We start from the raw sequence: 22,506 nt of genomic DNA on the forward strand, positions 1-22,506 counted from the left end.
GGTATAGCACAAGTAAAAACGGCAACAACTAAAGAGCTGGAAAATAAACTTTTCACAACTTCAAAACATTGATATTGCCTCTATCAACTGGCTTGAAACCAGTGGCGCAGGACGGGTGGAATCCAGTTGAACCTAGCTGCGATTTTGCCCTCCAATTGAGCACCACGGCCGGTGATTCAAACGGCCGTTTCCAGGTTATTGCCCTCGCAAACGACCTAACGCATTTGCGCCCTTGAGCGCCTGCCAGCGCTCGGGTAATGTCACTAGACCCACAGGACAGAGCACGCCCATGACTTCCAAGCTGGAACAACTCAAGCAATTCACCACCGTCGTAGCCGATACCGGCGATTTTTCCACTCTCGCCAAGCTCAAGCCACAAGACGCTACCACCAACCCTTCCCTGCTGCTCAAGGCTGCGTCGATCCCTGGCTATGCCAAGCTGCTGGATGAGTGCGTGCAGGACTGCAACGGCGATGTGGGCCTGGCCAGTGACCGCTTTGCGGTGGCGGTGGGTCAAGAAATTCTCAAAGTAGTGCCGGGCCGTATTTCCACTGAGGTGGATGCGCGCCTGTCGTTCGACGAGGCCGCTATTCTCAAGCGTGCGCACCGTCTGATCGACCTGTACGACAAAGCCGGCGTCAGCCGCGACCGCGTGCTGATCAAGATCGCCTCCACCTGGGAAGGCATCCGCGCAGCCGAGAAGCTGGAAAAAGAAGGCATCCAGACCAACCTGACGCTGCTGTTCTCCTTCGCCCAGGCCGTTGCCTGTGCGGAAGCGGGTGTGTTTTTGATTTCGCCGTTCGTGGGCCGTATCTACGACTGGTACAAGAAGGCCAACGGCAACGACTACACCGGTTCCGATGACCCGGGCGTGCAGTCGGTGACGCGCATCTATAACTACTACAAGGCTAACGGCTACAAAACAGTAGTGATGGGTGCGAGCTTCCGTAACCTCAGCCAGATCGAGGAACTGGCCGGTTGTGATCGCCTGACCATCAGCCCGGACCTGTTGGAGAAGCTGGCAGCCGATGAAGGCAAGCTGGAGCGCAAATTGGCGCCAGGCCATGCCGGTGAGGCCCGTGTGCATATGACTGAAGCGCAGTTCCGTTGGGAGTCCAACGAGGACGCGATGGCGACTGAGAAGCTGGCGGAGGGGATTCGTCAGTTTGCTCGGGACCAGGAGAAACTGGAGGCGTTGTTGTCGGCCAAGCTGTAAAAGCAGATAGCAGCAAAAAGGGCGGCACCTGTGAGGGTGTCGCCCTTTTTTGTGCGTCGGTGTCACCGCCGTCCGATGTGGGAGCTGGCTTGCCTGCGATAGCGGTGGGCCAGCCAACACGTCATCGACTGACACTGCGTAATCGCAGGCAAGCCAGCTCCCACATTGGACTGTGTGTGTTTGGGCAGGGAGGCCGTCAGTGCCGCTCGAGGGCGTTGACGAGGTCGTGGAAGGCTTCGCGGTTGGACTCATTCAAGCCCATCAGGATTTTGTGCGCTTCCAGCACCTTGACCCGCACCACTTCCTCGGACTGGTCCTGGGACGGCAGGTCGGTCAGGCACTCAGGGCACGGGATGGGGCGGTCAACGATGTTGAACACCTGGTCAAAGCCCATGGATTGCAACAGACGGGTGATGTCTTCGTGGGTGGTGACCACGGTCGGCAATAGGCCGACCTTCTGCCGAGACAGAATGGACAATTTGGCCAACAGGCCCAGGGTGGTGCTATCGATACTGCGCGTTTCGGTCAGGTCGATCACGATCGCCGAGAAGTTCAGCGCAGTGAAGATCCGCTCGATCGTCGCATCCAGGGCCGAACACAAGGTCAGGCGCACTTCACCGACAAACTTCAGGACGAAGGTCCCGTCTTGCTCGGCGAATTGGATTCTTCCGGTACTCATCAAAGATTCCTGCTCAACACCAATAGGGCGATATCATCCGGCATCTCCCCTAGCGTGGCCAATCCAAAAACCTGCCGCAGGCCATCCAGGCTGCCGCCCGCCGACTTGACCTTTTGGGGCAAGGCGGCTTCTTTCTCTTTGAGTGTAGGCTCTGGAAGAAGGTCCAGAATACCGTCAGACATCAGCGTCAGGCTGAAGGTCGGCGGCAGTTCCAGGATGTGGTCTTCGTAGGTGGCTTCGTTAAACAAGCCTACGGGCAGGCCACGCCCTTCCAGGTAGCGCACACTGTCAGGAGTGTACAAAACAGGCATCGGCAGGTGACCGCCAATGCTGTAGGTCAAAAGACCGGTTTCTTCGTCGATCACGCCGCCGACCATCGTCACGTGCTTGCCCAGCTTGCAGCTGATCAGGCCCCGGTTGATGTGGCCCAGCACCTCGGAGGGGGTGAACTCCGGCAAGGTGCCGTTGCGCTTGGACTCGAACAACAGCCGTGTGGTCATGAACTTCAACAACACGGTAACAAACGCGGAAGACGCGCCGTGGCCGGAAACGTCGGCCAGGTAGAACGCCACACGGCGCTCATCGACACGGAAATAGTCGACAAAATCACCCGACAGGTACAACGACGGGATGATCTGGTGGGCAAACTTGAACTCGTCAATCGTCCAGGGGCTCACCGGCAGCATGTTCATCTGCACCTGGCGCCCGGCGTTCTGGTCTTCCTGCAGCAGGTTCAAGCTGGCTTCGAGCTCGCGGTTGGCGGTCTCGAGCTTTTCGCGGTAGCGCTGGTTTTCCACGAGCAGGCGTGCACGGTCCAGAGCGCGGCGCACCGAGTGCTCCAGCACGGCCAGGTCTTCCAGGGGCTTGATCAGGTAATCGGCGGCGCCCAGGCGCAAGGCTTCAACGGCATCGTTCATGACACCGGCACCGGACACGACAATCACCGGCGTTTGCGGGGCAAGGTCGGTCACCTGGCGAATCAGCTCCAGGCCGCCCATCTGGGGCATGCGCAGGTCGCAGATCACAAGGTCGGGCTTGTCGCGCTCGAATACCTGGAGACCCTGTTGGCCATTACTGGCCTGCAGGACGCTGAAGCCACTGTCTTCCAAGTAGGCCGCGAGGCTCGCGCGCACTACTTCGTCGTCATCGATAATCAGCAGCGTGGCACTGGTTTTTTGCATGTGGGCAAACGGCGCCAGAATTAGGTTGGCGTAGGCGGCTCGGCAATGGCCGGGCTCACGTACTGGATTCGCTTTCTAGCCTCTCTGTCCTACAAAGCAATGGGATTTGGCCCATGCACAACGGTAAAGCAGAGGTGCCCTTCTAAGGCGCAGACGGTACTCCCATCCGTGAGGGGTTTCAAGCTCATGCCGATGGTCGCCGGGCGTCTTTACACCGCAAATCACCCGGAGTTATAAGAACCCTCACAACCACAACGCAAAGTAAGGATGGATGCTGTGAGCGAACACGAGAGCGACTACGCCGAAAAACGCGATTTCATCCGCATGCGAATAGATGCCGATGTGTCTTTGATCCATGCCGGGCAGGAGATTGCCGGCACCTGCGTGGACCTCTCCAGTTCCGGCATGCAGGTGCAGGCACCTCGCCAGTTCACTGTGGGCGACCTGCTGACCGTGCGCATTGATTCAGAGCACGCCGCGCTCAGGGGTCTTGAGGCGGATACCGAGGTGGTGTGGGCCAAGGCGGTAGGCGATGACCAGCATCTGGGCCTCAAGATTCTGAAAATGCGCTAACGCAACATCCCGCCCCTGCGCAAAGGTGACGCGGAGCGTCACGGGATGCATTCCCACGCGGAGCGTGGGGAACGATCAGCGCGCACAAAAAAGGCGACCTTACAAAGGTCGCCTTTTTCATTTCAAAACGTCACAGCTTAAAAGTCGTCAACGACCTTGCCGTCCTTGACCTTGAACTCGCGGTTCTGCAGGTAAGCGTTACGAATGAAGGTGTACTTGTCGCCGCTGATCAGCTTCTCGCTGTCGAGCAGGCTGGCGCGCACGTCAACGACGTTGAGGCCGAAGGTGCTGTTACGCCAGCCGATATCGTTCATGTAGCGGTACGGTTGGGTGTAGCTGTCGACGTATTTGGACGGCGCATCACGCAAGGTGCTTGGGCCCAGCAACGGGATCATCACGTACGGCCCACTGCCCACGCCCCAGTAGCCCAGGGTCTGGCCGAAGTCTTCGTCGCTGCGCTGCAGCCCCATTTTGGTGCCGACGTCGATAAAGCCCAGTACGCCAAATGTGGTGTTGACCAACAGGCGGGCGGTGTCGACGCCTGCATTGTGCGGCTTGAGTTGCAGCACGTTGTTGGCCAGGTTGCCGACATCACCGATGTTGCGGAAGAAGTTGTGAACGCCGTCCTGCACAAATTGTGGGGTGACGAACTGATAGCCCTGGGCGATTGGCTTGAGGGCATAAGTATCAACGGTATCGTTGAAGGTGAAGATGGGGCGGTTGACGCTTTCCCATGGGTCATCTTCCGAGGCCGCCTGGGCAGCGAACGGTGCCAACAGGATGGTGGCACACACCGATAGCTGAGCGAAGTACTGGCTCCAGCGCATAGCTTTTGCTCCTTGAATGGTCTGTCATGGGCGCTATGCCCTGAATAAGGCTGTCAGTATATGACGGAAGTGTCGATTTAGGCAGCTACCTAGAATCGTCTTAGGGAAAATGCACAAAATTCCTACAAATACCGACAGTGTCATCCCCTTGTCATGCCGCCCCGATAGCGTGGCAGCTATTTCAGGGACGTTCAGATGCCACACGCCGAGATTGCCGTCGCCGCCGCCCCCTCATTGACCGCCGTGTTATTTGGCCTGAGTGGCTGCCTGGTGGATTTTGGTTCCCTGGCGCGCAGCGACTCACCTTGCGCCGACGCCGAGGCCACGCCAGGCGCATTGAAAATCCTGCGCAGTCTCAAAGAACAAGGCGTGCCCTGCGCCTGGCTGGACGAACTGCCTCCCGCCGTGACCGCGCCACTCTGCGCCGGCCTGCCTGGCTGGCTCAAGGCCGCCTCGCCCTCCTCCATTCGCTGGCCTGCGCCCCACGCCTGCTGGCAAGCGCTGATGGAGTTGAACATCGAACGTCTGGAAGGCTGCGTACTGGTCAGCGGTGAGCCGCGTCTGCTGCAATCGGGCCTGAATGCCGGTTTGTGGACCATCGGCCTGGCCTCCTGCGGTTCGCTCTGCGGCCTGTCGCCCCGGCAATGGCAGGCGCTGACCGAGCAGCAACGCGAACACAAGCGCGGCAAGGCCACGGTGGCGCTCTATGGCCTGGGTGTGCACTCGGTGATCGACCATCTCGGCGAACTCGGCACCTGCCTGGCCGACATCCGCCTGCGCCAGCTCAAGGGCGAGAAGCCCTGATCGAGATCATGCACAGTTGGCCCCAGTGGATTAATCTACAGGTCAGCCCGTAGACCTTTCACGGCGTGCCGCGGTCTATGCCAGTGCCTATCGATAAAAGGAAAGAACGTCATGCCTGATCGCGAGAAGTTACAACAGCAGGCCGATATTGTGCGTGAGCAACTTGAGAACCATCCCGAGTTGCCCGCCGAGAAACGTCAAGCATTGGAAGAGTTGATCGCCAAATTCGAAGTCCAGCTGAAAATGGAACCGGCCACCCAGACGCCCAGCATCGCTGACGATGTGAACCGGGCAGTGGAAGGTTTTGAACTGGACCATCCAGGCATTGCCGGGACGTTGCGCAATATCGTGCTGACCCTTGGCAATATCGGCATCTAACCCGAGCCCAAGCCAAACACAAAAGCAAATGTGGGAGCTGGCTTGCCGGCGATAGCGGTGTATCAGTCACTTGATGAAGGACTGAAAGATCGCAATCGCAGGCAACCCAGCTCCCACAGTTTTTTGTATGAAGGCTTACTGACGCGCCAGCCGCACGTTCAGGAACTGGGTGTTCTCAGTGCTGCGATACGGATTGATATCCAACCCACCCCGACGCACATACCGTGCATACACGGTCAACTTCTCCGGCTTGAGCAAGCGCTGCAAGTCCAGGAAGATCCGCTCCACACACTGTTCATGAAAGTCCGAGTGCTGGCGAAAGCTGACGATATATTCCAGCAGGCTGGCGTGATCCAGCGCCGCACCACGGTATTCCACCACCACGCTGCCCCAGTCAGGCTGGCTGGTCACCGGGCAATTGGATTTGAGCAGGTGGCTGTGCACGCTCTCCTCCACCACGCGCGAATCATCGCAACGCAGCAGTTCCGGGCGTGGGTGTTCGTAGCTGCTGACGTTGATATCCAGGCCGTCAATGCACACGCCCGGCAACGCCATCACGCCTTCTGCCTCGATGTCGGCCAGGCTGCGAATGCGCACGCTCACGGGCTTGCCGGCCGAAAAGCTGAGGTCGGTGCGCAAGGTGGCTTCAAGGCTTTGCGTCTCGGCAAACGCGGTCTGGTTCAGCGAGTTGAGGTACAGCTTGAACGACTTGGACTCGATGATGTTCGGCGAGTCGGCCGGAATGCTGAACTCACCGATGGCCACCACCGGCTTGCCCGAGGGCAACAACCAGGACAGTTCGAAGCAGTTCCAGAAATCCACGCCCTTGTACGGCAGGGTCTCGGCGCTCAGGCCCAGCTCGGCCCACTTGGCGGCGCGTGGAATCGGAAACAGCAACGAAGGCGTGTAGGTGCTGATGTATTCACTGGACTTGCCCAGCGGCGAATGTTCGGCTGCGGGATGCATGGCGGAAACCTGGCTAAATAAACCGCGCCAGTCTACCAGCCTTTGCTCCCGCCCTTAACAAACGCCTCACTCAACGGTCAGTTTGCCCACCATGCCCGCCTGGTAATGCCCGGGCAGGTTGCAGGCAAACTCAAGGCCTGTGGCCTGCTTGAACGTCCAGGTCAGTTCGGCCGTCTTGCCCGGCTCCACCAACACACTGTTGGGATCGTCGTGCTTCATGCCGCCCATGTCGCCGTGGCCCATGGCGCTGTGATCCATCTTGCCCATACCGGTGGCGGTGAGCATGCCACTGGCTTGCATCTGCAACATCTCTTTCTGGTGGGCGGCATGCATGGCCGCGTCTCCCAGGTTGAACTCATGCAGCAACTGGCCTTTGTTGACCAGCACAAAGCGCACGGTTTCACCGGCCTTGACGTCCAGGGACTTGGGCTCAAAGGCAATGTCCCGCAGCGTGACTTCAACGGTGCGCGTGGCTTTATCCGCCGGGGCCGGCTGGCCGAACGCGTAGGTGTGAGTCGCATCTGCCAGGGCATTGAAACTCAACGCCAGCAGGCAGCCTGCCAATAACAGAGGTGTACGCAACGCCATCTTTCACTCTCCAAAATAGGTATCCAGCTTGGGCAACACTTTAAGATGGCCTCGCTGCCAGCCAGCTGACTGCTAGATTACAACTTTGTCAGCTTGCGCCCATCCCCTGACGAGCACGGTATAAAGCCCAATGTTTTTTGTAGGAGCGAGCTTGCTCGCGAAGGGCTTAAGCACAACGCGTCAAGCCTGACAGCCCGCGTTACCGTTGGCGTTTTTCGCGAGCAAGCTCGCTCCTACATAGCCCCTATCAAGAGCCCGATATGAAACTGCTGATCGTCGAAGACCAACCCAAAACCGGTCATTACCTGCGCCAGGGCCTGGCCGAAGCGGGCTTTACCACCGAACTGGTGGCCGACGGCACCAGTGGCCAGCACTTGGCGCTGACGGGCGACTATGACTTATTGATCCTCGATGTGATGCTGCCCGGCCGCGATGGCTGGCAAATCCTGCAGGCGGTGCGCAGTGCCGGCCTGGACATCCCGGTGCTGTTCCTCACCGCTCGCGATGCCGTAGAAGACCGAGTACATGGCCTGGAGCTGGGCGCCGACGATTACCTGGTCAAGCCCTTCGCCTTTTCCGAACTGCTGGCGCGGGTGCGCACCTTGTTGCGCCGTGGCAGCAGCACGCCGCAGGAGACCACGCTGCAACTGGCCGACCTGAGCCTGGACTTGATCCGCCGCCGCGTCGAGCGCAGCGGCCAGCGCATCGACCTCACCGCCAAGGAGTTCGCCCTGCTGGAGCTGCTGCTACGCCGCCAGGGCGAAGTGCTGCCCAAGACGCTGATCGCCTCCCAGGTGTGGGACATGAATTTCGACAGCGACACCAACATCATCGAAGTCGCCATTCGCCGCCTGCGCCTGAAAGTCGACGACAATTTCCCCAATAAGCTGATCCACACCGTGCGCGGCATGGGTTACGTGCTGGAGGAACGGTTCACGTGATCAAGCGCCTGTCCCTGACCAGCCGCCTGGCGCTGCTGTTTGCCGCCTGCACGGCGGTGGTCTCGTTGATCGCCGGAGTGTTGTTCAACCGGGCCAGCGAGGCGCACTTCATGGAGCTGGACCAGCAACAGCTCGAAAGCAAACTGGTAGCCCTGCGCAGCACCTTGCAAGGTGTCGCCTCACCGGAAGACCTCGCCCGGCGAACCCCTCAACTGCGCGCCGAACTCGATCACCAGCCCGACCTCGCCTTGCGCATCACCGGGGCGGGTCAACGTTGGCTGGACGGCGCGCCGCACCTTCCCTTGCCCCAAGCGCCCGGCCTGCACAGCCTGCAATACGCAGGCACCGACTACCGCGTATTCATCGCACCCTTGACGCCCAGCCAACTCGATTCGCCACAGCTGACACTGATCCTCGACATCACCCACCACCAGCACTTTCTGCAACGCATGCAACGCTTGATCTGGCTGACCGTCGGCCTCTCGGCCCTGGCCACTGCCCTGCTCGGCGCCTGGGCTGCACGCAGTGGCTTGCGACCACTGCGGCGCATGGGCGAAGTGGCTGCCAGCGTCTCCGCCCATTCCCTGACGCAACGCTTACCCCAAGCGCAAATGCCGGTGGAACTGGCGGAGCTCGCCCAGGCCGTCAACGCCATGCTGGCCCGCCTCGATGATGCGTTCCAGCGCCTGTCCGCCTTCAGCGCAGATATTGCCCACGAACTGCGCACACCGCTGTCCAACTTGCTGACCCAGACCCAAGTCATCCTCACCCAGCCACGCCCGCTGGAGGATTACCGCGAGGCGCTGCACAGCAACCTGGAAGAGCTGCAATGGATGGCGCAACTGGTCAACGACATGCTGTACCTGGCCAAAGCTGACCACGGCTTGCTGATGCCCAGCCGAGAAGCTCTGGATTTGGGCGATGAGGTCGACGCACTGTTGGAGTTCTTTACCCTGCTGGCGGAGGACGCACAGGTGACGCTGGTGCGCGAAGGCACCGCCCAGACGATGGGCGATCGCGGTATGTTGCGTCGGGCCTTGTCGAATCTGCTGGATAACGCGCTGCGGTTTACCCCACCGGGCGGTGAAGTGCGGGTGCGGATCAAGAGTGGCGTGACACTGACGGTTGAGAACAGCGGGGAAGGCATTCCTGCGTCGTTACTGCCGAGGCTGTTTGACCGGTTCTACCGAGCCGACCCGTCGAGGCGCGCAGGCAGCAGTGAACATGCGGGGCTGGGGTTGGCGATTACCCAGTCGATTGTACGCGCGCATGGCGGGAGGATTTATTGTGAGTCGCAGGCGGGCTGGACAAGGTTTGTGATCAAGTTGCCCAATGGCGACTGCTGATCGTTCCCACGCTTTGCTGATCGTTCCCACGCTCCGCGTGGGAACGCATTCCGGGACGCTCTGCGTCCCAACAGCGAACGCGGAGCGTCCGGTGAGGCATTCCCACGCGGAGCGTGGGAACGAGCAGGTTACGAATACCTGAGGGCGTGCGCCGGCTCAATCTTCGCCGCCCGATACGCCGGGTAAATCGTCGCCAAGAAGCTCAACACAAACCCCGCCGAGCAAATCAGCAACACATCCCCACCTTGCAGCTCCGAAGGCAGGTTGCTGACAAAATACACATCCGAACTGAAGATATGCTGCCCGCTCACCCGCTCCAGCCAGCCCACCAGCTCACTCACGTTCAGGGCCGCAATCACCCCCAGCACGCCGCCGATCAAGGTGCCGACCACGCCAATCACGGTGCCCTGCACCATGAAGATCGCCATGATCTGCCGAGGTGTAGCGCCGATGGTACGCAGGATGGCGATGTCCGCGCCCTTGTCGTTCACCACCATGATCAAGGTGGCGATGATGTTGAACGCGGCCACGGCGACGATCATCAGCAGCAGCAGGCCGATCATGGTCTTTTCCATTTTCATCGCGCTGAACAGGCTGCCCTGGGTGTGGGTCCAGTCATCCGGCTTATAAGCCGCGCCCAGGCTGGCGGCGATATCTGCCGAGACTTTGGGCGCTGCATACAGGTCCTTCACCGCCAGGCGCACGCTTTGCACCTGGTTGGGCTGCCAATGCTGGATTTCAGCGGCGTCGGCCATGTGGATCAGGGCCATGGAGCCATCCAGTTCGGCGCCGACCTTGAAGATGCCCACCACATTCAGGCGCTGCATGCGCGGGGTGATACCGCCCGGGGCGCTGCTGAGTTCCGGCACGATCAGGGTCAGTTTGTCGCCCACGTTCAGGCGAAAACGCCGTGCAGTGATATCACCGACCACCACCCCGAACTCGCCGGGTTTGAGGTCGTCGAGTTTGCCGCGCACGATGTGCTGGGCCACGATCGACACCTTGCCTTCCTGAGCCGGGTCGACGCCGCTGATCTCGATGGGCTGCATCGCGCCCTTATAGGAAAACATGCCATCCATCTGGGTGAAGGGCACAGCGGCGGTGACTTGCGGATTCTTCATCGCGGCCGCGGCCACCGGCTGCCAATCATCAATCGGCTTTACGCCGACGATGGTGGCGTGGGGCACCATGCCGAGGATGCGCGAGCTCATTTCACGCTGAAAGCCGTTCATCACCGAAAGCACTACGATCATCGCCAATACGCCCAGGGCGAGGCCGATCATCGAGGTCATCGAGATAAACGAGACAAAACGGTTGCGGCGCTTGGCGCGGGTATAGCGCGTGCCGATAAAAATCGATAACGGTCTGAACATTCGCGGGCACCGTTGGAAAAATGAAAAAGCCCGACCTCAAAAAACCGGGCTTGCAACAGGTCAGATAGCGACCAGATGACCTTCCTGCAAATGCAGTACGCGGTCCATCTGCCGGGCCATGCTCATGTCATGGGTCACCACCAGGAACGCGGTGCGCATCTGGGTGCTCAGTTCCAGCATCAAGTCCTTGATGCCCTGCGCGGTGTGGGAGTCGAGGTTGCCGGTCGGCTCGTCGAGCATCACCAGGCCGGGGTTGTTCACCAGGGCACGGGCAATCGCCACGCGCTGGCGCTCACCACCGGACAACTCCGCTGGCTTGTGCTCCAGGCGGTGGCCGAGGCCGACGCGCTCGAGCAAGGCCGTGGCACGCTGACGCGCTTCAGGAATCGCGGTCTTGCCAATCAACAGCGGCATGCACACGTTTTCCAGGGCGGTGAATTCCGGCAGCAAGTGGTGGAACTGGTACACAAAGCCCAACGAGCGGTTGCGCAGTTGGCCGCGGGCCTTTTCATTCAAGGCCGAGAGTTCTTCACCGGCCAGCCATACGCTGCCCTGGGACGGCGTATCGAGGCCGCCCAGCAGGTTGAGCAAGGTACTCTTGCCGGAACCGGAACTGCCGACGATCGCCACACGCTCGCCAGGGTGCAGTTCAAGCTGCAGGTTGGACAGCACCACCACCGACTCCGGGCCTTCCTCGTAGGATTTGCCCAGGTTGCGGCAGCTCAGGATTGCTTTTTCACTCATGCCCGATTCACTCATAACGTAATGCCTGTGCTGGCTGGGTACGTGCCGCGCGCCAGGCTGGATACAGGGTGGCAAGGAAGCTCAGGACCAACGCAGCGCCGCCCACCATCAGCACGTCCTGGGTTTGCACCTGGGACGGCAAGTAATCGATGAAGTAGACGTCGGCGTTGAGAAACTTGTGGCCGATCACCTTTTCAAGCAGGGCGATGGCGGCGCTGACGTTCAGCGCGGCCAAAATGCCCACCGCCGTGCCGATCAAGGTGCCAACCACGCCGATCACGGTGCCCTGCACCATGAAGATCGCCATGATCTGCCCCGGCGTGGCGCCCAACGTACGCAGGATGGCGATGTCGCCCTTCTTGTCGTTCACCACCATCACCAGCGTGGAGATGATGTTGAAGGCCGCCACGGCGACGATCAGCAACAACAACAGGCCGATCATGGCTTTTTCCATGCGGATGGCCTGATACAGGTTGCCGTGGGTGCGGGTCCAGTCGCGAGCGTAGTACTCGGTCTCACCCAGGTGCTGGGCAATTTCCCAGGCGCCGCGCGGCGCATCGAACAGGTCGTTGAATTTCAGGCGCAGGCCCTGCACCTGGTCGGGCTGCCAGCGATGCAGGCGGGCCAGGTCCGTGAGATTGGTCAGGCCGATGTAACCGTCGATCTCGCCAGCTCCGACGTGGAAGGTGCCCACCACGGTAAAGCGCTTCATGCGCGGGAACATGCCGGCCGGGGTCACGGTGACTTCCGGGGCGACGAAGGTCAGCTTGTCGCCAACCCCCACGCCCAGCTTGGCTGCGGCCTTGTCACCGATGACGATGCCAAAGCTGCCCGGCGACAGCTCGTCGAGCTTACCTTGCAGCATGAACTTGTCGATGATCGAGACGTTGCGCTCCTGGGCCGGGTCGATGCCGTTGAGCAGGATCTTCTGCACTTTGCCGTCGTTGGTGAGCAACCCCTGCATCTGGGTAAACGGCGCTACCGCCACCACCTTGGGGTTCTGCTGGACCTTGGCGGCCAGGCTTTGCCAGTCGTTGATGGGCGCATCGCCCTCGATGGTCGCGTGGGGCACCATGCCCAGCACGCGGGTGCGCATCTCATGATCGAAGCCATTCATCACCGACAGCACCACGATCATCACGACCACGCCCAGGGCGAGACCGATCATCGAGGTCAAGGAAATGAACGACACAAAATGATTGCGACGCTTTGCACGGGTATAACGCGTGCCGATAAATACGAAGAGAGGTCTGAACATGTCGGGGCTTGTTCGGAGGAAAAGAAGACGTCCCGGTGGCGGGGTCTGGTCAGCAGCTTTACACTCAGACCATTACCGTTACCTGGGGTTCGCCATGTCGACATTAGATGAAGAAGAGCGCCGCGAATACTACCGTATCGACGACATGATCGCACTTCAAATCAAACCCCTGTCGGGCCCCGACGCGGCGAGCAAGGAAGTGTTGCTGGATGATTCACCGCTGTTCAATCTGCTCAGCGAGCTGCACTTGAGCGAATTCGAAGCCCAGCACCTGCTGCGCCAGATCAGCGAGAAAGACCGCAGCCTGGCGGCCTTCCTCAAAGTGCAGAACAAACGCCTGGATCTGCTCAGCCAGGTCATGGCTCGCGGCTTGCTGAACGAGGTGGGTGCGCCGCAACCGGTGATCCTCTCCGAGGGCGGCGTCGACTTCCAGCACCCGACACCGCTGGCCGCCGACGCTCACCTGGCGGTCAAGCTGGTGCTGATGCCCCAGGCGCTCGGCCTGTTGCTGCGCGCGCGGGTGACCCATTGCGACCCCAAGGGCGACGGCTTTGATGTGGGCACGGAGTTCGAGTCCATGACCGACGCCCAACGCCAACTGCTGGCGCGCTATATCCTGCAGAAACAGGCCCAGGAACGCCGCCTGGCGCGAGAACAAAGCGAAGACCTCTGAATGCGTATTCACGACGCCAGCCATCCTGGCGCAAAGGAGCAACTGTGACCCTGATTTACGGCCACCGCGGTGCCAAAGGCGAAGCACCGGAAAATACCCTGACCAGTTTTCAGGAATGTCTCAAACACGGCGTACGTCGTTGCGAACTGGACTTGCACCTGTCCATGGACGGCGAGTTGATGGTCATCCACGACCCGACCCTCAAGCGCACCACCGACCGGCGCGGCAAGGTCGTCGAGTACTCGGCGGCTGATCTGGTGAAAATGGACGCGCGCAAAGGCGGCCCAGGCTGGGTAAGCCCCTGCCCGATTCCACGCCTGGAGGAGTTGTTCGAACAGTGCGACTTCGATCACTGGCAACTGGAAGTCAAAAGCGCCTCGCGTACCCGTGCCGCCACCACTGTGCTGGCGATTCGCGAAATGGCTGTGCGCTTTGGCTTGATGGACAAGGTCACGGTCACGTCAAGCTCGCGGGAAGTGCTCAAGGCCGCCGTGGAACTCACCCCGGACCTGTCACGCGGGCTGGTCGCCGAATATGCCTGGCTCGACCCGCTGAAGGTCGCGCAGAACTACGGCTGTGAGTATTTGGCATTGAACTGGACGCTGTGCACCCCCGAGCGGCTGGAAAAAGCCCAGCGCCAGGGCTTGCATGTGTCCGTGTGGACAGTCAACGAACCTGCGCTGATGCGCAGGCTCGCCGACTTCGGCGTAGATAGCCTGATTACAGACTTTCCCGGTTTGGCCACTGCCACCCTCGAGAATTACTGAAATCGGTCTCCCCGGCCGGCTCAGGCCACCGGCCGGAGCCGCTCAAAAAAGCCGGTTGAGGCCGTCGTAGGCCGCTACCCGATAGGCTTCGGCCATGGTCGGGTAGTTGAAGGTGGTGTTGACGAAATACTTGAGGGTATTTTGCTCACCTGGCTGGTTCATGATCGCCTGGCCGATGTGCACGATCTCCGAGGCCTGGTAGCCGAAGCAATGCACGCCGAGTACTTCCAGGGTTTCGCGGTGGAACAGGATTTTCAGCATGCCTTGCGGCTCACCGGCAATCTGCGCACGCGCCATGCTCTTGAAGAACGCCTTGCCCACTTCGTAAGGCACCTTGGCCTTGGTCAGTTCGTGCTCGTTCTTGCCGATCGAGCTGATCTCGGGAATCGTGTAGATCCCGGTCGGCACGTCGTTCACGTAGCGCCAGCTGCCATTGTCGACAATGCTGCCAGCGGCCGAGCGGCCCTGGTCATGGGCGGCACTGGCCAGGCTTGGCCAGCCGATCACGTCACCGGCGCCGTAGATGTTCGGCACGCAGGTGCGGTAGTTCTCATCCACTTCGATCTGGCCACGGCTGTTGACCTTGACCCCGATGTTTTCCATGCCCAGCTTGTCGGTGTTGCCGGTACGGCCGTTGCACCACAGCAAGGCGTCGGCCTTGATCTTCTTGCCGGACTTGAGGTGCAGGATCACCCCATTGTCCAGGCCTTCGACCCGCTCGTACTCTTCGTTGTGGCGCACGGTGATGTTGTTGTTGCTGAAGTGGTAGCTCAACGCCTGGGAGATTTCCGAGTCGAGGAAGCTGAGCAACTGGTCGCGGTTGTCCACCAGCTCGACCAGTACACCCAGGCCACTGAAGATCGAGGCGTATTCACAGCCGATCACGCCGGCGCCGTAGATGATCAGTTTGCGCGGGGTATGGCCCAGGCTCAGGATGGTATCGCTATCGTAGATACGCGGGTGGTGGAAATCGATGTCCGCCGGGCGATACGGGCGCGAACCGGTGGCGATGATGATGTGCTTGGCCACCAGTTTCTCGACCACGCCATTGGCGCAGACCACTTCGACGGTTTGCTCATCGGCAAAACTGCCGGTGCCGAAGAACAGGTCGACGCGGTTACGGGCGTAGTAGCCGGTACGCGAGGCGACTTGCTTGGAGATGACTTTTTCAGCGCTTTTCAGTACGTCCGGGAACGAGAACCAGCGCGGCTCACCAATGGCCCGGAACATCGGGTTGGTATTGAACTGCATGATCTGCCGTACCGAGTGACGCAACGCCTTGGACGGGATGGTACCCAGGTGGGTGCAGTTACCGCCGACCTGGCGACGGCTATCGACCATCGCCACCTTGCGCCCTGCTTTGGCAGCGTTCATCGCCGCACCTTCTCCAGCTGGGCCGGAACCCAGTACCACCACGTCGTAGTTGTAGACAGCCATGCGTACTCCTCAGAACAGGCCAGGCGTACGATTGGACGCCGGGCTAAATCATGCCGCGGCCAGCGAGCATGAAGGACAATTTGGCTCAAGTGTGTGAACCGGGGCACAGTCTATAGAAGGCCGAGCGCCGCGAACATTAACCCTTGGTCGCGTCGTAGGCCAGTGTTGCCATACTACAGGACGCACATCAGCGCCGAATTCAGGATGAGCCATTATGCGACAACTATTTTTCTGTTTGATGCTGATGGTGTCGCTCACGGCGCACGCCAACGACGCACAGCGGCTCAAGCAGGCAAGCTTCCCCGCACAGGTCGAGGGGCTGGCCCTGAAAAACCAGGCGGTGTTCAACTATCTCTGGGCGGAGGTGTATGCCGCCGCGCTGTATGCACCCGCTGACCTGCCGGCAAAGCAGGCCTGGGACCAGCAGAAGGCTGTGCGCCTGGCGCTGTATTACTTTCGCGACATTGACCGCGATGATGTGATCAAGGCGGCCACCGTCACCTTGGAGCGCCAGCAAGCCAATGCCGGGTTGAACCCAGAGATAGCCAAGCTGCACGCGCGCTTTCGGGATATTCGCAGCGGTGATCGCTACGCCCTGGATTTTCGTCCGGGGCGCGGGTTGAATCTGGAGATTAATGGGCAGGTGGTGTTCAGCAGCCCGGACGCTGAATTAGCGAAGGCCTACCTGGGTATCTGGCTGGCGCCCAAAGGGCTGTCGGACAGTTTGCGCAACACGCTATTCAAGTGATGGCGGCGTGGACGGTTCCATCGTCATCGCAGGCAAGCCAGCTCCCACAGGTAAATGCAGTTCAACTGTGGGAGCTGGCTTGCCTGCGATAAGGCCCTCCCAGACACCACAAAACCCACGGCCATAAAAAAGCCCCGAACCAGTCGGGGCTTCTTCATTCAGCGCAAAGGCTTAGCGCGGAAACGCAGGCGGGTTGACCCCAGCCATGTCTTCCATCACGCGAACCACTTGGCAGCTGTAGCCGAACTCGTTGTCGTACCACACGTACAGCACAACACGGTTGTCCTGGGTGATGGTCGCTTCCGCGTCCACCACACCAGCATGGCGCGAGCCAACGAAGTCGGTGGAGACCACTTCCTGGGAATTGACGAAGTCGATCTGCTTATGCAGGTCGGAGTGCAGCGCCATGTAGCGCAGGTACTCGTTCATCTCTTCGCGGGTGGCGGCTTTCTCAAGGTTGAGGTTGAGAATGGCCATCGAAACGTTCGGCGTCGGTACGCGGATCGCGTTACCGGTCAGCTTGCCGGCCAGCTCAGGCAGAGCCTTGGCAGCGGCAGTGGCAGCACCGGTCTCGGTGATCACCATGTTCAACGCGGCGCTACGGCCACGGCGATCGCCTTTGTGGAAGTTGTCGATCAGGTTCTGGTCGTTGGTGTACGAGTGAACGGTTTCAACGTGGCCGTTAACGATGCCGAACTTGTCATTCACAGCCTTGAGCACCGGCACGATGGCGTTGGTGGTGCAGGAAGCGGCGGACACGATCTTGTCGTCAGCGGTGATTTCAGCGTGGTTGATGCCGTGCACGATGTTCTTGAGCTTGCCCTTGCCAGGCGCGGTCAGCACAACGCGGTCGACACCCGGGCAAGCCAGGTGCTGGCCCAGGCCCTCGGCATCACGCCATACGCCAGTGTTGTCCACCAGCAAGGCGTTCTGGATGCCGTACTGGGTGTAATCCACCTCAGTCGGGTTCTTCGCGTAGATCACCTGGATCAGGTTACCGTTGGCGGTGATGGTGTTGTTTTCTTCGTCAATGGTGATGGTGCCATTGAACGAGCCGTGTACCGAATCGCGACGCAGCAGGCTGGCGCGCTTGGTCAGGTCGTTCTCGGCGCCTTTGCGCACCACGATGGCACGCAGGCGCAGGCCGTCGCCACCACCGGTTTTCTCGATCAGGATGCGCGCCAGCAGGCGGCCGATACGGCCAAAGCCGTACAACACCACATCGGTGCCTTTGCGGGCGGCAGCGTTTTGCTGGCCAACCACATCGGCCATTTCTTCACGTACGAACTGCTCGGCAGTGCGGCCGGCACCTTCTTTACGGAATTTGTAGGCCAACTTGCCCAGGTCTACCGAAGCCGCGCCGAGCTTGAGCTCGCTCATGGCTTTGAGCAGTGGGAATGTTTCGTGGACGGAGAGTTCGCTGTCGTCGGCGGAGCGATGGCGTGCAAAGCGGTGCGCTTTGAGAATCGCGATGACAGACTGGTTGATCAGGCTGCGGCCATAGATCGAGCTCACCACATTGTTATTGCGGTACAGCTGACCGATAAGCGGAATCATCGCTTCAGCGAGTGCTTCACGGTCGATCCATTCACCAAGACACTGGTCGGGCTTCTGAGTCACGGGAACCTTCCACATGTAGGGGCAGAAAAAAGGGGCTACATTATGTCGCCCGACTGAGCGTTGAGCAATGCGCGAAGGGCAACAAAAAGCCCTTGCAAAAAAATACCACCGCGCTACAGCCCAGGAAACACGCGGGTTCCAGAAGGCCACTAGTTTGGCGAGCAGGCCGACTTGTCCGTAACTCTCCTAAACATTCGCGCTTTTTGGCACTACATATTGAGTCAAAACCCGCCATTGTTTGTCTTAGCCACTACATTTCCTGCAAACCGTAATAGGCACAGTCAGCAACTGACAGGCGGCACCTGGGGCCGTTACAATTACCGACTTTGTCGCAACGCTTGGAGCTCAACCTTCCGTGCCCGTTCTGCGTCTACCGCTACTCCCTGCCGCGGCAGGTAAACAGCACTGGGGCAACCTGCCCGGTGCCGCCCTGAGCCTGGCCATTGCCGAGGCTGCCAGCGCAGCCAAGCGCTTTACCCTGCTGCTCACCGCCGACAGCCAAAGTGCCGAACGGTTGGAGCAGGAGCTGAGCTTCTTCGCCCCGGATTTGCCGGTGCTGCATTTTCCCGACTGGGAAACCCTGCCCTACGACCTGTTCTCGCCGCACCAGGACATCATCTCCCAGCGCATCGCCAGCCTGTACCGCTTGCCGGAACTGGCCCACGGCGTGCTGGTGGTGCCGATCACCACCGCCCTGCACCGCCTGGCACCGACCAAGTTCCTGCTCGGCAGCAGCCTGGTGCTGGACGTGGGCCAGAAGCTCGACGTCGAGCAGATGCGCACGCGCCTGGAAGCCAGCGGCTACCGCTGCGTCGACACGGTGTACGAGCACGGTGAGTTCGCGGTGCGCGGCGCTTTGATCGACCTGTTCCCGATGGGCAGCAAGTTGCCGTACCGCATCGACCTGTTCGATGACGAGATCGAGACGCTGCGCACCTTCGACCCGGAGAACCAGCGTTCCATCGACAAGGTCGACTCGATCAAGCTGCTGCCGGCGCGGGAATTCCCGTTGCAAAAAGACGCGGTAACACGCTTCAAGGCGCGCTTTCGTGAGCGCTTCGATGTGGACTTCCGTCGCTGCCCGATCTTCCAGGACTTGAGCAGCGGGATTACACCTGCCGGTATCGAGTACTACCTGCCGTTGTTCTTCGACGAAACCTCCACCCTCTTCGACTACCTGCCCCAGGACACCCAGGTGTTCTCCCTGCCGGGTATCGAACAGGCGGCGGAAAACTTCTGGAACGATGTGCGCAACCGCTACGAAGAACGCCGCGTCGATCCATCACGGCCTTTACTGCCGCCCGCTGAACTGTTCCTGCCAGTTGAAGACTGCTTCGCGCGCCTGAAAAACTGGCCACGTGTGGTCGCCAGCCAGCAGGACGTGGACGCCGGCAGCGGCCGCGAGCGTTTCCCGGCGAGCGCGTTGCCCGATCTGGCGATCCAGGCCAAAGCCACGCAACCGCTGGAGGCGCTGTCTAACTTCCTCGGTGACTTCCCGGGCCGCGTGCTGTTTACCGCCGAATCCGCCGGGCGTCGCGAAGTGCTGTTGGAGCTGTTGGAACGCCTGAAGCTGCGGCCGAAAACCGTCGACAGCTGGCCGGACTTTGTCGCCAGCAAAGAGCGCCTGGCAATCACCATCGCGCCGCTGGACGAAGGGCTGCAGCTGGATGACCCGGCGCTGGCCTTGATCGCCGAAAGCCCGCTGTTCGGCCAGCGCGTGATGCAACGCCGTCGCCGGGAAAAACGCGCAGACGCCAACAATGATGCAGTCATCAAGAACCTCACTGAGCTGCGCGAAGGCGCGCCGGTGGTGCATATCGACCACGGTGTAGGCCGCTACCTGGGCTTGCAGACCCTGGAGATCGACAACCAGGCCGCCGAATTCCTCACCATGGAATACGCCGAGGGCGCCAAGCTCTACGTGCCGGTGGCCAACCTGCACCTGATCGCCCGCTACACCGGCAGCGACGACGCCTTGGCGCCGTTGCACCGCCTGGGCTCCGAGACCTGGCAGAAAGCCAAGCGCAAGGCCGCCGAACAGGTGCGCGACGTGGCCGCCGAACTGCTCGACATCTATGCCCGCCGTGCTGCCCGCGAAGGTTATGCCTTCGCTGACCCCAAAGCCGATTACGCCACCTTCAGTGCGGGCTTCGCCTTCGAAGAAACCCCGGACCAGCAAACCACCATCGAAGCGGTGCGCGCCGACATGCTCGCGCCCAAGCCGATGGACCGCCTGGTGTGCGGCGACGTGGGCTTCGGCAAGACCGAAGTGGCCATGCGTGCAGCCTTTATTGCGGTACACGGCGGTCGCCAGGTGGCGATCCTGGTGCCAACCACCCTGCTCGCCCAGCAGCACTACAACAGCTTCCGCGATCGCTTTGCCGACTGGCCGGTGACCGTGGAGGTGATGAGCCGCTTCAAGTCCGCCAAGGAAGTGAATGCCGCCGTCGCCGATCTGGCCGAGGGCAAAATCGACATCGTCATCGGTACTCACAAGCTGCTGTCGGACGATGTGAAGATCAAGAACCTGGGCCTGGTGATCATCGACGAAGAACACCGCTTTGGTGTGCGCCAGAAAGAACAGCTCAAGGCCCTGCGCAGTGAAGTCGATATCCTCACCCTCACCGCCACGCCAATTCCGCGCACGCTGAACATGGCGGTGTCGGGCATGCGCGACCTGTCGATCATCGCCACGCCACCGGCGCGTCGCCTGTCGGTGCGCACCTTCGTGATGGAGCAGAACAAGAGCACGGTCAAGGAAGCCCTGCTGCGCGAACTGCTGCGCGGCGGCCAGGTGTATTACCTGCACAACGATGTAAAAACCATCGAGAAATGCGCCGCCGACCTCGCCGAGCTGGTGCCGGAAGCCCGTATCGCCATTGGCCATGGGCAGATGCGCGAGCGCGAACTCGAACAGGTGATGAGCGACTTCTACCACAAGCGCTTCAACGTGCTGATCGCCTCGACCATCATCGAGACCGGCATCGACGTGCCGAGCGCCAACACCATCATCATCGAGCGTGCCGACAAGTTCGGCCTGGCGCAGCTGCACCAATTGCGCGGTCGCGTCGGGCGCAGTCACCACCAGGCCTATGCCTACCTGCTCACACCGCCGCGCCAGCAGATCACTTCCGATGCGGAAAAACGCCTGGAAGCGATCGCCAATACCCAAGACCTCGGGGCCGGCTTTGTATTGGCCACCAATGACCTGGAAATCCGGGGTGCCGGTGAATTGCTCGGCGACGGCCAGAGCGGGCAGATCCAGGCGGTGGGTTTCACGCTGTATATGGAGATGCTCGAACGCGCGGTAAAAGCCATTCGCAAAGGCGAACAACCGAACCTCGACCAACCCTTGGGCGGCGGCCCGGAGATCAACCTGCGCTTGCCGGCGTTGATTCCCGAAGACTACCTGCCGGATGTGCATGCACGGTTGATCCTGTACAAGCGCATTGCCTCGGCGGCCGACGAAGAAGGCCTCAAAGACTTGCAGGTAGAGATGATCGACCGTTTCGGCCTGCTGCCGGAACCGACCAAGAACCTGGTGCGCCTGACCCTGCTCAAGTTGCAGGCCGAGCAGTTGGGCATCAAGAAAGTCGACGCCGGGCCGCAAGGCGGGCGTATCGAATTCGAAGCGCAGACACCGGTCGACCCGTTGGTGCTGATCAAGCTGATCCAGGGCCAGCCCAACCGCTACAAGTTCGAAGGGGCTACGCTGTTCAAGTTCATGGTGCCGATGGAACGTGCCGAAGAACGCTTCAACACCTTGGAGGCGCTGTTTGAACGCCTCATTCCGAAATCCGTTTAAGGACGCCCCCATGCGCGTGTTCCGCATTTTGAGCCTGTTGTTGGTGGTACTCGCACCTTCGGCCTTTGCCGACAGCCTGTATCAGGTGGAAATGATCCTGGTGCGCCAGAATGCAGAACCGGTGATCAGCAGCCGCGCCGCCCCGGAAAACTGGGATGCGGGCGCGCCGCGCCTGGGTGAGCGGATGAGCCCGCCGCGCCTGGGCAATATCGTCGACAAGCTGCGCGCCGACACCAACTACACGGTGCTCGCCCACAAGGCCTGGGAACAGAACCTGGGCGAGCAAGCGGTGAAAGTGGCCATCACCGACGGTCAGGAGCAGTTCGGCCAGTTCCCTATCGAAGGGGTGTTGAGCCTGCAACTGGGGCGCTTTACCGATATCGACGCGGATTTCTGGATCAACCAGTTCGACGGCAACGGCAGCGTGATCGCCAGCGAACACTTGAGCCAGAAAGACGTGCGCACCAAGAACAACCAGCTCAACTACCTGGACGGCGGCCACCTGGCGCTGCTGATCAAGATCACCTCGCTGACCGCCAAGCCACCCAGCGCACCACCGCCCGACCTTCAGGACTGATTGCG

The 22,506-nt window shown here is 60.6% G+C and carries 21 protein-coding genes; 11 read left to right on the top strand and 10 right to left on the bottom strand.

All coding sequences use genetic code 11. From position 1 onward, the window contains the following. The first annotated feature begins 289 nt into the window (after nucleotides 1–289). Nucleotides 290–1,216, top strand: a complete 927-nt coding sequence (gene tal / locus FXO12_RS09600) for a transaldolase (RefSeq protein WP_003189693.1) — start codon at nucleotides 290–292, stop codon at nucleotides 1,214–1,216. Between the two features lie 196 nt (nucleotides 1,217–1,412). On the opposite strand, the gene rssC is transcribed toward tal, so the two are convergent. Together rssC and rssB are read right to left on the bottom strand one after the other, a co-directional pair. Continuing rightward, nucleotides 1,413–1,895 (bottom strand): anti-sigma factor antagonist RssC, encoded by a 483-nt coding sequence (gene rssC, locus FXO12_RS09605; protein WP_003172602.1) that lies wholly within the window; start codon nucleotides 1,893–1,895, stop codon nucleotides 1,413–1,415. Beyond that, nucleotides 1,895–3,076 carry a two-component system response regulator RssB gene (gene rssB, locus FXO12_RS09610; protein WP_057975702.1) on the bottom strand — a complete coding sequence of 394 codons (1,182 nt, stop codon included), beginning with the start codon at nucleotides 3,074–3,076 and terminating at the stop codon, nucleotides 1,895–1,897. Before rssB ends, rssC begins: the two co-directional genes overlap by 1 nt. Nucleotides 3,077–3,352: 276 nt before the next feature. On the opposite strand from rssB, the gene FXO12_RS09615 reads away from it, so the two are divergent. Then, the gene (locus tag FXO12_RS09615; RefSeq protein WP_057975701.1) at nucleotides 3,353–3,649 is read left to right on the top strand and encodes a PilZ domain-containing protein; all 297 of its coding nucleotides are present in this window, start codon (nucleotides 3,353–3,355) and stop codon (nucleotides 3,647–3,649) included. 137 nt (nucleotides 3,650–3,786) lie between these two features. Here FXO12_RS09615 and FXO12_RS09620 read toward each other — a convergent pair whose 3' ends face one another. Next, nucleotides 3,787–4,476, bottom strand: coding sequence for a VacJ family lipoprotein (locus FXO12_RS09620; RefSeq protein ID WP_003189688.1), 690 nt, complete (start codon nucleotides 4,474–4,476; stop codon nucleotides 3,787–3,789). Nucleotides 4,477–4,671: 195 nt separating this feature from the next. On the opposite strand from FXO12_RS09620, the gene FXO12_RS09625 reads away from it, so the two are divergent. Together FXO12_RS09625 and FXO12_RS09630 are read left to right on the top strand one after the other, a co-directional pair. Further along, on the top strand, nucleotides 4,672–5,280 hold the full coding sequence (locus FXO12_RS09625; RefSeq protein WP_057975700.1) for a hypothetical protein: 609 nt from the start codon (nucleotides 4,672–4,674) through the stop codon (nucleotides 5,278–5,280). A 111-nt stretch (nucleotides 5,281–5,391) separates the two neighbouring features. Continuing rightward, on the top strand, nucleotides 5,392–5,658 hold the full coding sequence (locus FXO12_RS09630) for a DUF4404 family protein (RefSeq protein WP_057975699.1): 267 nt from the start codon (nucleotides 5,392–5,394) through the stop codon (nucleotides 5,656–5,658). Between the two features lie 135 nt (nucleotides 5,659–5,793). Here the strand turns inward: FXO12_RS09630 and queF are convergent, their stop codons facing one another. Continuing rightward, a complete protein-coding gene (gene queF, locus FXO12_RS09635; RefSeq protein ID WP_057975698.1) occupies nucleotides 5,794–6,624 on the bottom strand; it encodes an NADPH-dependent 7-cyano-7-deazaguanine reductase QueF in 831 nt (276 codons plus the stop codon). Between the two features lie 66 nt (nucleotides 6,625–6,690). Further along, nucleotides 6,691–7,212: a plastocyanin/azurin family copper-binding protein gene (locus FXO12_RS09640; RefSeq protein WP_057975697.1), complete on the bottom strand. Its 522-nt coding sequence runs from the start codon at nucleotides 7,210–7,212 to the stop codon at nucleotides 6,691–6,693. Nucleotides 7,213–7,472: 260 nt separating this feature from the next. Between FXO12_RS09640 and FXO12_RS09645 the strand changes: the two genes are divergently transcribed. Beyond that, nucleotides 7,473–8,153, top strand: a complete 681-nt coding sequence (locus FXO12_RS09645; RefSeq protein WP_020302902.1) for a heavy metal response regulator transcription factor — start codon at nucleotides 7,473–7,475, stop codon at nucleotides 8,151–8,153. Beyond that, nucleotides 8,150–9,499, top strand: coding sequence for a heavy metal sensor histidine kinase (locus tag FXO12_RS09650; RefSeq protein WP_057975696.1), 1,350 nt, complete (start codon nucleotides 8,150–8,152; stop codon nucleotides 9,497–9,499). Before FXO12_RS09645 ends, FXO12_RS09650 begins: the two co-directional genes overlap by 4 nt. 128 nt (nucleotides 9,500–9,627) lie before the next feature. Here the strand turns inward: FXO12_RS09650 and FXO12_RS09655 are convergent, their stop codons facing one another. The 3 genes from FXO12_RS09655 to FXO12_RS09665 are packed head-to-tail and all read right to left on the bottom strand — an operon-like array spanning nucleotide 9,628 to nucleotide 12,874. After that, complete coding sequence (locus FXO12_RS09655; protein ID WP_014717521.1) at nucleotides 9,628–10,872, bottom strand: lipoprotein-releasing ABC transporter permease subunit; 1,245 nt, start codon at nucleotides 10,870–10,872, stop codon at nucleotides 9,628–9,630. 60 nt (nucleotides 10,873–10,932) lie between these two features. Continuing rightward, the gene (gene lolD / locus FXO12_RS09660; RefSeq protein ID WP_019818240.1) at nucleotides 10,933–11,616 is read right to left on the bottom strand and encodes a lipoprotein-releasing ABC transporter ATP-binding protein LolD; all 684 of its coding nucleotides are present in this window, start codon (nucleotides 11,614–11,616) and stop codon (nucleotides 10,933–10,935) included. A gap of 7 nt (nucleotides 11,617–11,623) precedes the next feature. Continuing rightward, nucleotides 11,624–12,874, bottom strand: coding sequence for a lipoprotein-releasing ABC transporter permease subunit (locus FXO12_RS09665; protein WP_034126653.1), 1,251 nt, complete (start codon nucleotides 12,872–12,874; stop codon nucleotides 11,624–11,626). A 94-nt stretch (nucleotides 12,875–12,968) separates the two neighbouring features. Between FXO12_RS09665 and FXO12_RS09670 the strand changes: the two genes are divergently transcribed. Together FXO12_RS09670 and FXO12_RS09675 are read left to right on the top strand one after the other, a co-directional pair. Further along, complete coding sequence (locus FXO12_RS09670) at nucleotides 12,969–13,547, top strand: PilZ domain-containing protein (protein ID WP_057975695.1); 579 nt, start codon at nucleotides 12,969–12,971, stop codon at nucleotides 13,545–13,547. Nucleotides 13,548–13,591: 44 nt separating this feature from the next. Beyond that, complete coding sequence (locus FXO12_RS09675) at nucleotides 13,592–14,314, top strand: glycerophosphodiester phosphodiesterase family protein (RefSeq protein WP_014717518.1); 723 nt, start codon at nucleotides 13,592–13,594, stop codon at nucleotides 14,312–14,314. Nucleotides 14,315–14,356: 42 nt separating this feature from the next. Here the strand turns inward: FXO12_RS09675 and sthA are convergent, their stop codons facing one another. Then, nucleotides 14,357–15,751: a Si-specific NAD(P)(+) transhydrogenase gene (sthA, locus tag FXO12_RS09680; RefSeq protein WP_003189670.1), complete on the bottom strand. Its 1,395-nt coding sequence runs from the start codon at nucleotides 15,749–15,751 to the stop codon at nucleotides 14,357–14,359. Nucleotides 15,752–15,965: 214 nt separating this feature from the next. On the opposite strand from sthA, the gene FXO12_RS09685 reads away from it, so the two are divergent. Continuing rightward, nucleotides 15,966–16,499: a chalcone isomerase family protein gene (locus FXO12_RS09685; protein ID WP_054899070.1), complete on the top strand. Its 534-nt coding sequence runs from the start codon at nucleotides 15,966–15,968 to the stop codon at nucleotides 16,497–16,499. Nucleotides 16,500–16,670: 171 nt separating this feature from the next. Here the strand turns inward: FXO12_RS09685 and FXO12_RS09690 are convergent, their stop codons facing one another. Beyond that, the gene (locus tag FXO12_RS09690) at nucleotides 16,671–18,134 is read right to left on the bottom strand and encodes a glyceraldehyde-3-phosphate dehydrogenase (protein ID WP_032873405.1); all 1,464 of its coding nucleotides are present in this window, start codon (nucleotides 18,132–18,134) and stop codon (nucleotides 16,671–16,673) included. Between the two features lie 340 nt (nucleotides 18,135–18,474). Between FXO12_RS09690 and mfd the strand changes: the two genes are divergently transcribed. Next, nucleotides 18,475–21,924 (top strand): transcription-repair coupling factor, encoded by a 3,450-nt coding sequence (gene mfd, locus FXO12_RS09695; RefSeq protein ID WP_057975694.1) that lies wholly within the window; start codon nucleotides 18,475–18,477, stop codon nucleotides 21,922–21,924. 10 nt (nucleotides 21,925–21,934) lie between these two features. After that, a complete protein-coding gene (locus FXO12_RS09700) occupies nucleotides 21,935–22,501 on the top strand; it encodes a CsiV family protein (protein ID WP_034126649.1) in 567 nt (188 codons plus the stop codon). Nucleotides 22,502–22,506: the final 5 nt, after the last annotated feature.

This window comes from Pseudomonas sp. J380 (assembly GCF_009827115.1).
GTDB lineage: Bacteria > Pseudomonadota > Gammaproteobacteria > Pseudomonadales > Pseudomonadaceae > Aquipseudomonas > Aquipseudomonas paracarnis.

Excerpts from the sequence above, each read along its gene's own strand:
- FXO12_RS09665 (WP_034126653.1), bottom strand. The coding sequence starts at position 12,874 with ATGTTCAGACCTCTCTTCGTATTTATCGGCACGCGTTATACCCGTGCA.
- rssB (WP_057975702.1), bottom strand. The coding sequence starts at position 3,076 with ATGCAAAAAACCAGTGCCACGCTGCTGATTATCGATGACGACGAAGTA.
- FXO12_RS09625 (WP_057975700.1), top strand. The coding sequence starts at position 4,672 with ATGCCACACGCCGAGATTGCCGTCGCCGCCGCCCCCTCATTGACCGCC.
- FXO12_RS09630 (WP_057975699.1), top strand. The coding sequence starts at position 5,392 with ATGCCTGATCGCGAGAAGTTACAACAGCAGGCCGATATTGTGCGTGAG.
- rssC (WP_003172602.1), bottom strand. The coding sequence starts at position 1,895 with ATGAGTACCGGAAGAATCCAATTCGCCGAGCAAGACGGGACCTTCGTC.
- queF (WP_057975698.1), bottom strand. The coding sequence starts at position 6,624 with ATGCATCCCGCAGCCGAACATTCGCCGCTGGGCAAGTCCAGTGAATAC.
- FXO12_RS09645 (WP_020302902.1), top strand. The coding sequence starts at position 7,473 with ATGAAACTGCTGATCGTCGAAGACCAACCCAAAACCGGTCATTACCTG.
- FXO12_RS09685 (WP_054899070.1), top strand. The coding sequence starts at position 15,966 with ATGCGACAACTATTTTTCTGTTTGATGCTGATGGTGTCGCTCACGGCG.
- FXO12_RS09640 (WP_057975697.1), bottom strand. The coding sequence starts at position 7,212 with ATGGCGTTGCGTACACCTCTGTTATTGGCAGGCTGCCTGCTGGCGTTG.
- FXO12_RS09670 (WP_057975695.1), top strand. The coding sequence starts at position 12,969 with ATGTCGACATTAGATGAAGAAGAGCGCCGCGAATACTACCGTATCGAC.
- FXO12_RS09655 (WP_014717521.1), bottom strand. The coding sequence starts at position 10,872 with ATGTTCAGACCGTTATCGATTTTTATCGGCACGCGCTATACCCGCGCC.
- tal (WP_003189693.1), top strand. The coding sequence starts at position 290 with ATGACTTCCAAGCTGGAACAACTCAAGCAATTCACCACCGTCGTAGCC.
- lolD (WP_019818240.1), bottom strand. The coding sequence starts at position 11,616 with ATGAGTGAAAAAGCAATCCTGAGCTGCCGCAACCTGGGCAAATCCTAC.
- FXO12_RS09620 (WP_003189688.1), bottom strand. The coding sequence starts at position 4,476 with ATGCGCTGGAGCCAGTACTTCGCTCAGCTATCGGTGTGTGCCACCATC.
- FXO12_RS09690 (WP_032873405.1), bottom strand. The coding sequence starts at position 18,134 with ATGTGGAAGGTTCCCGTGACTCAGAAGCCCGACCAGTGTCTTGGTGAA.
- sthA (WP_003189670.1), bottom strand. The coding sequence starts at position 15,751 with ATGGCTGTCTACAACTACGACGTGGTGGTACTGGGTTCCGGCCCAGCT.
- FXO12_RS09700 (WP_034126649.1), top strand. The coding sequence starts at position 21,935 with ATGCGCGTGTTCCGCATTTTGAGCCTGTTGTTGGTGGTACTCGCACCT.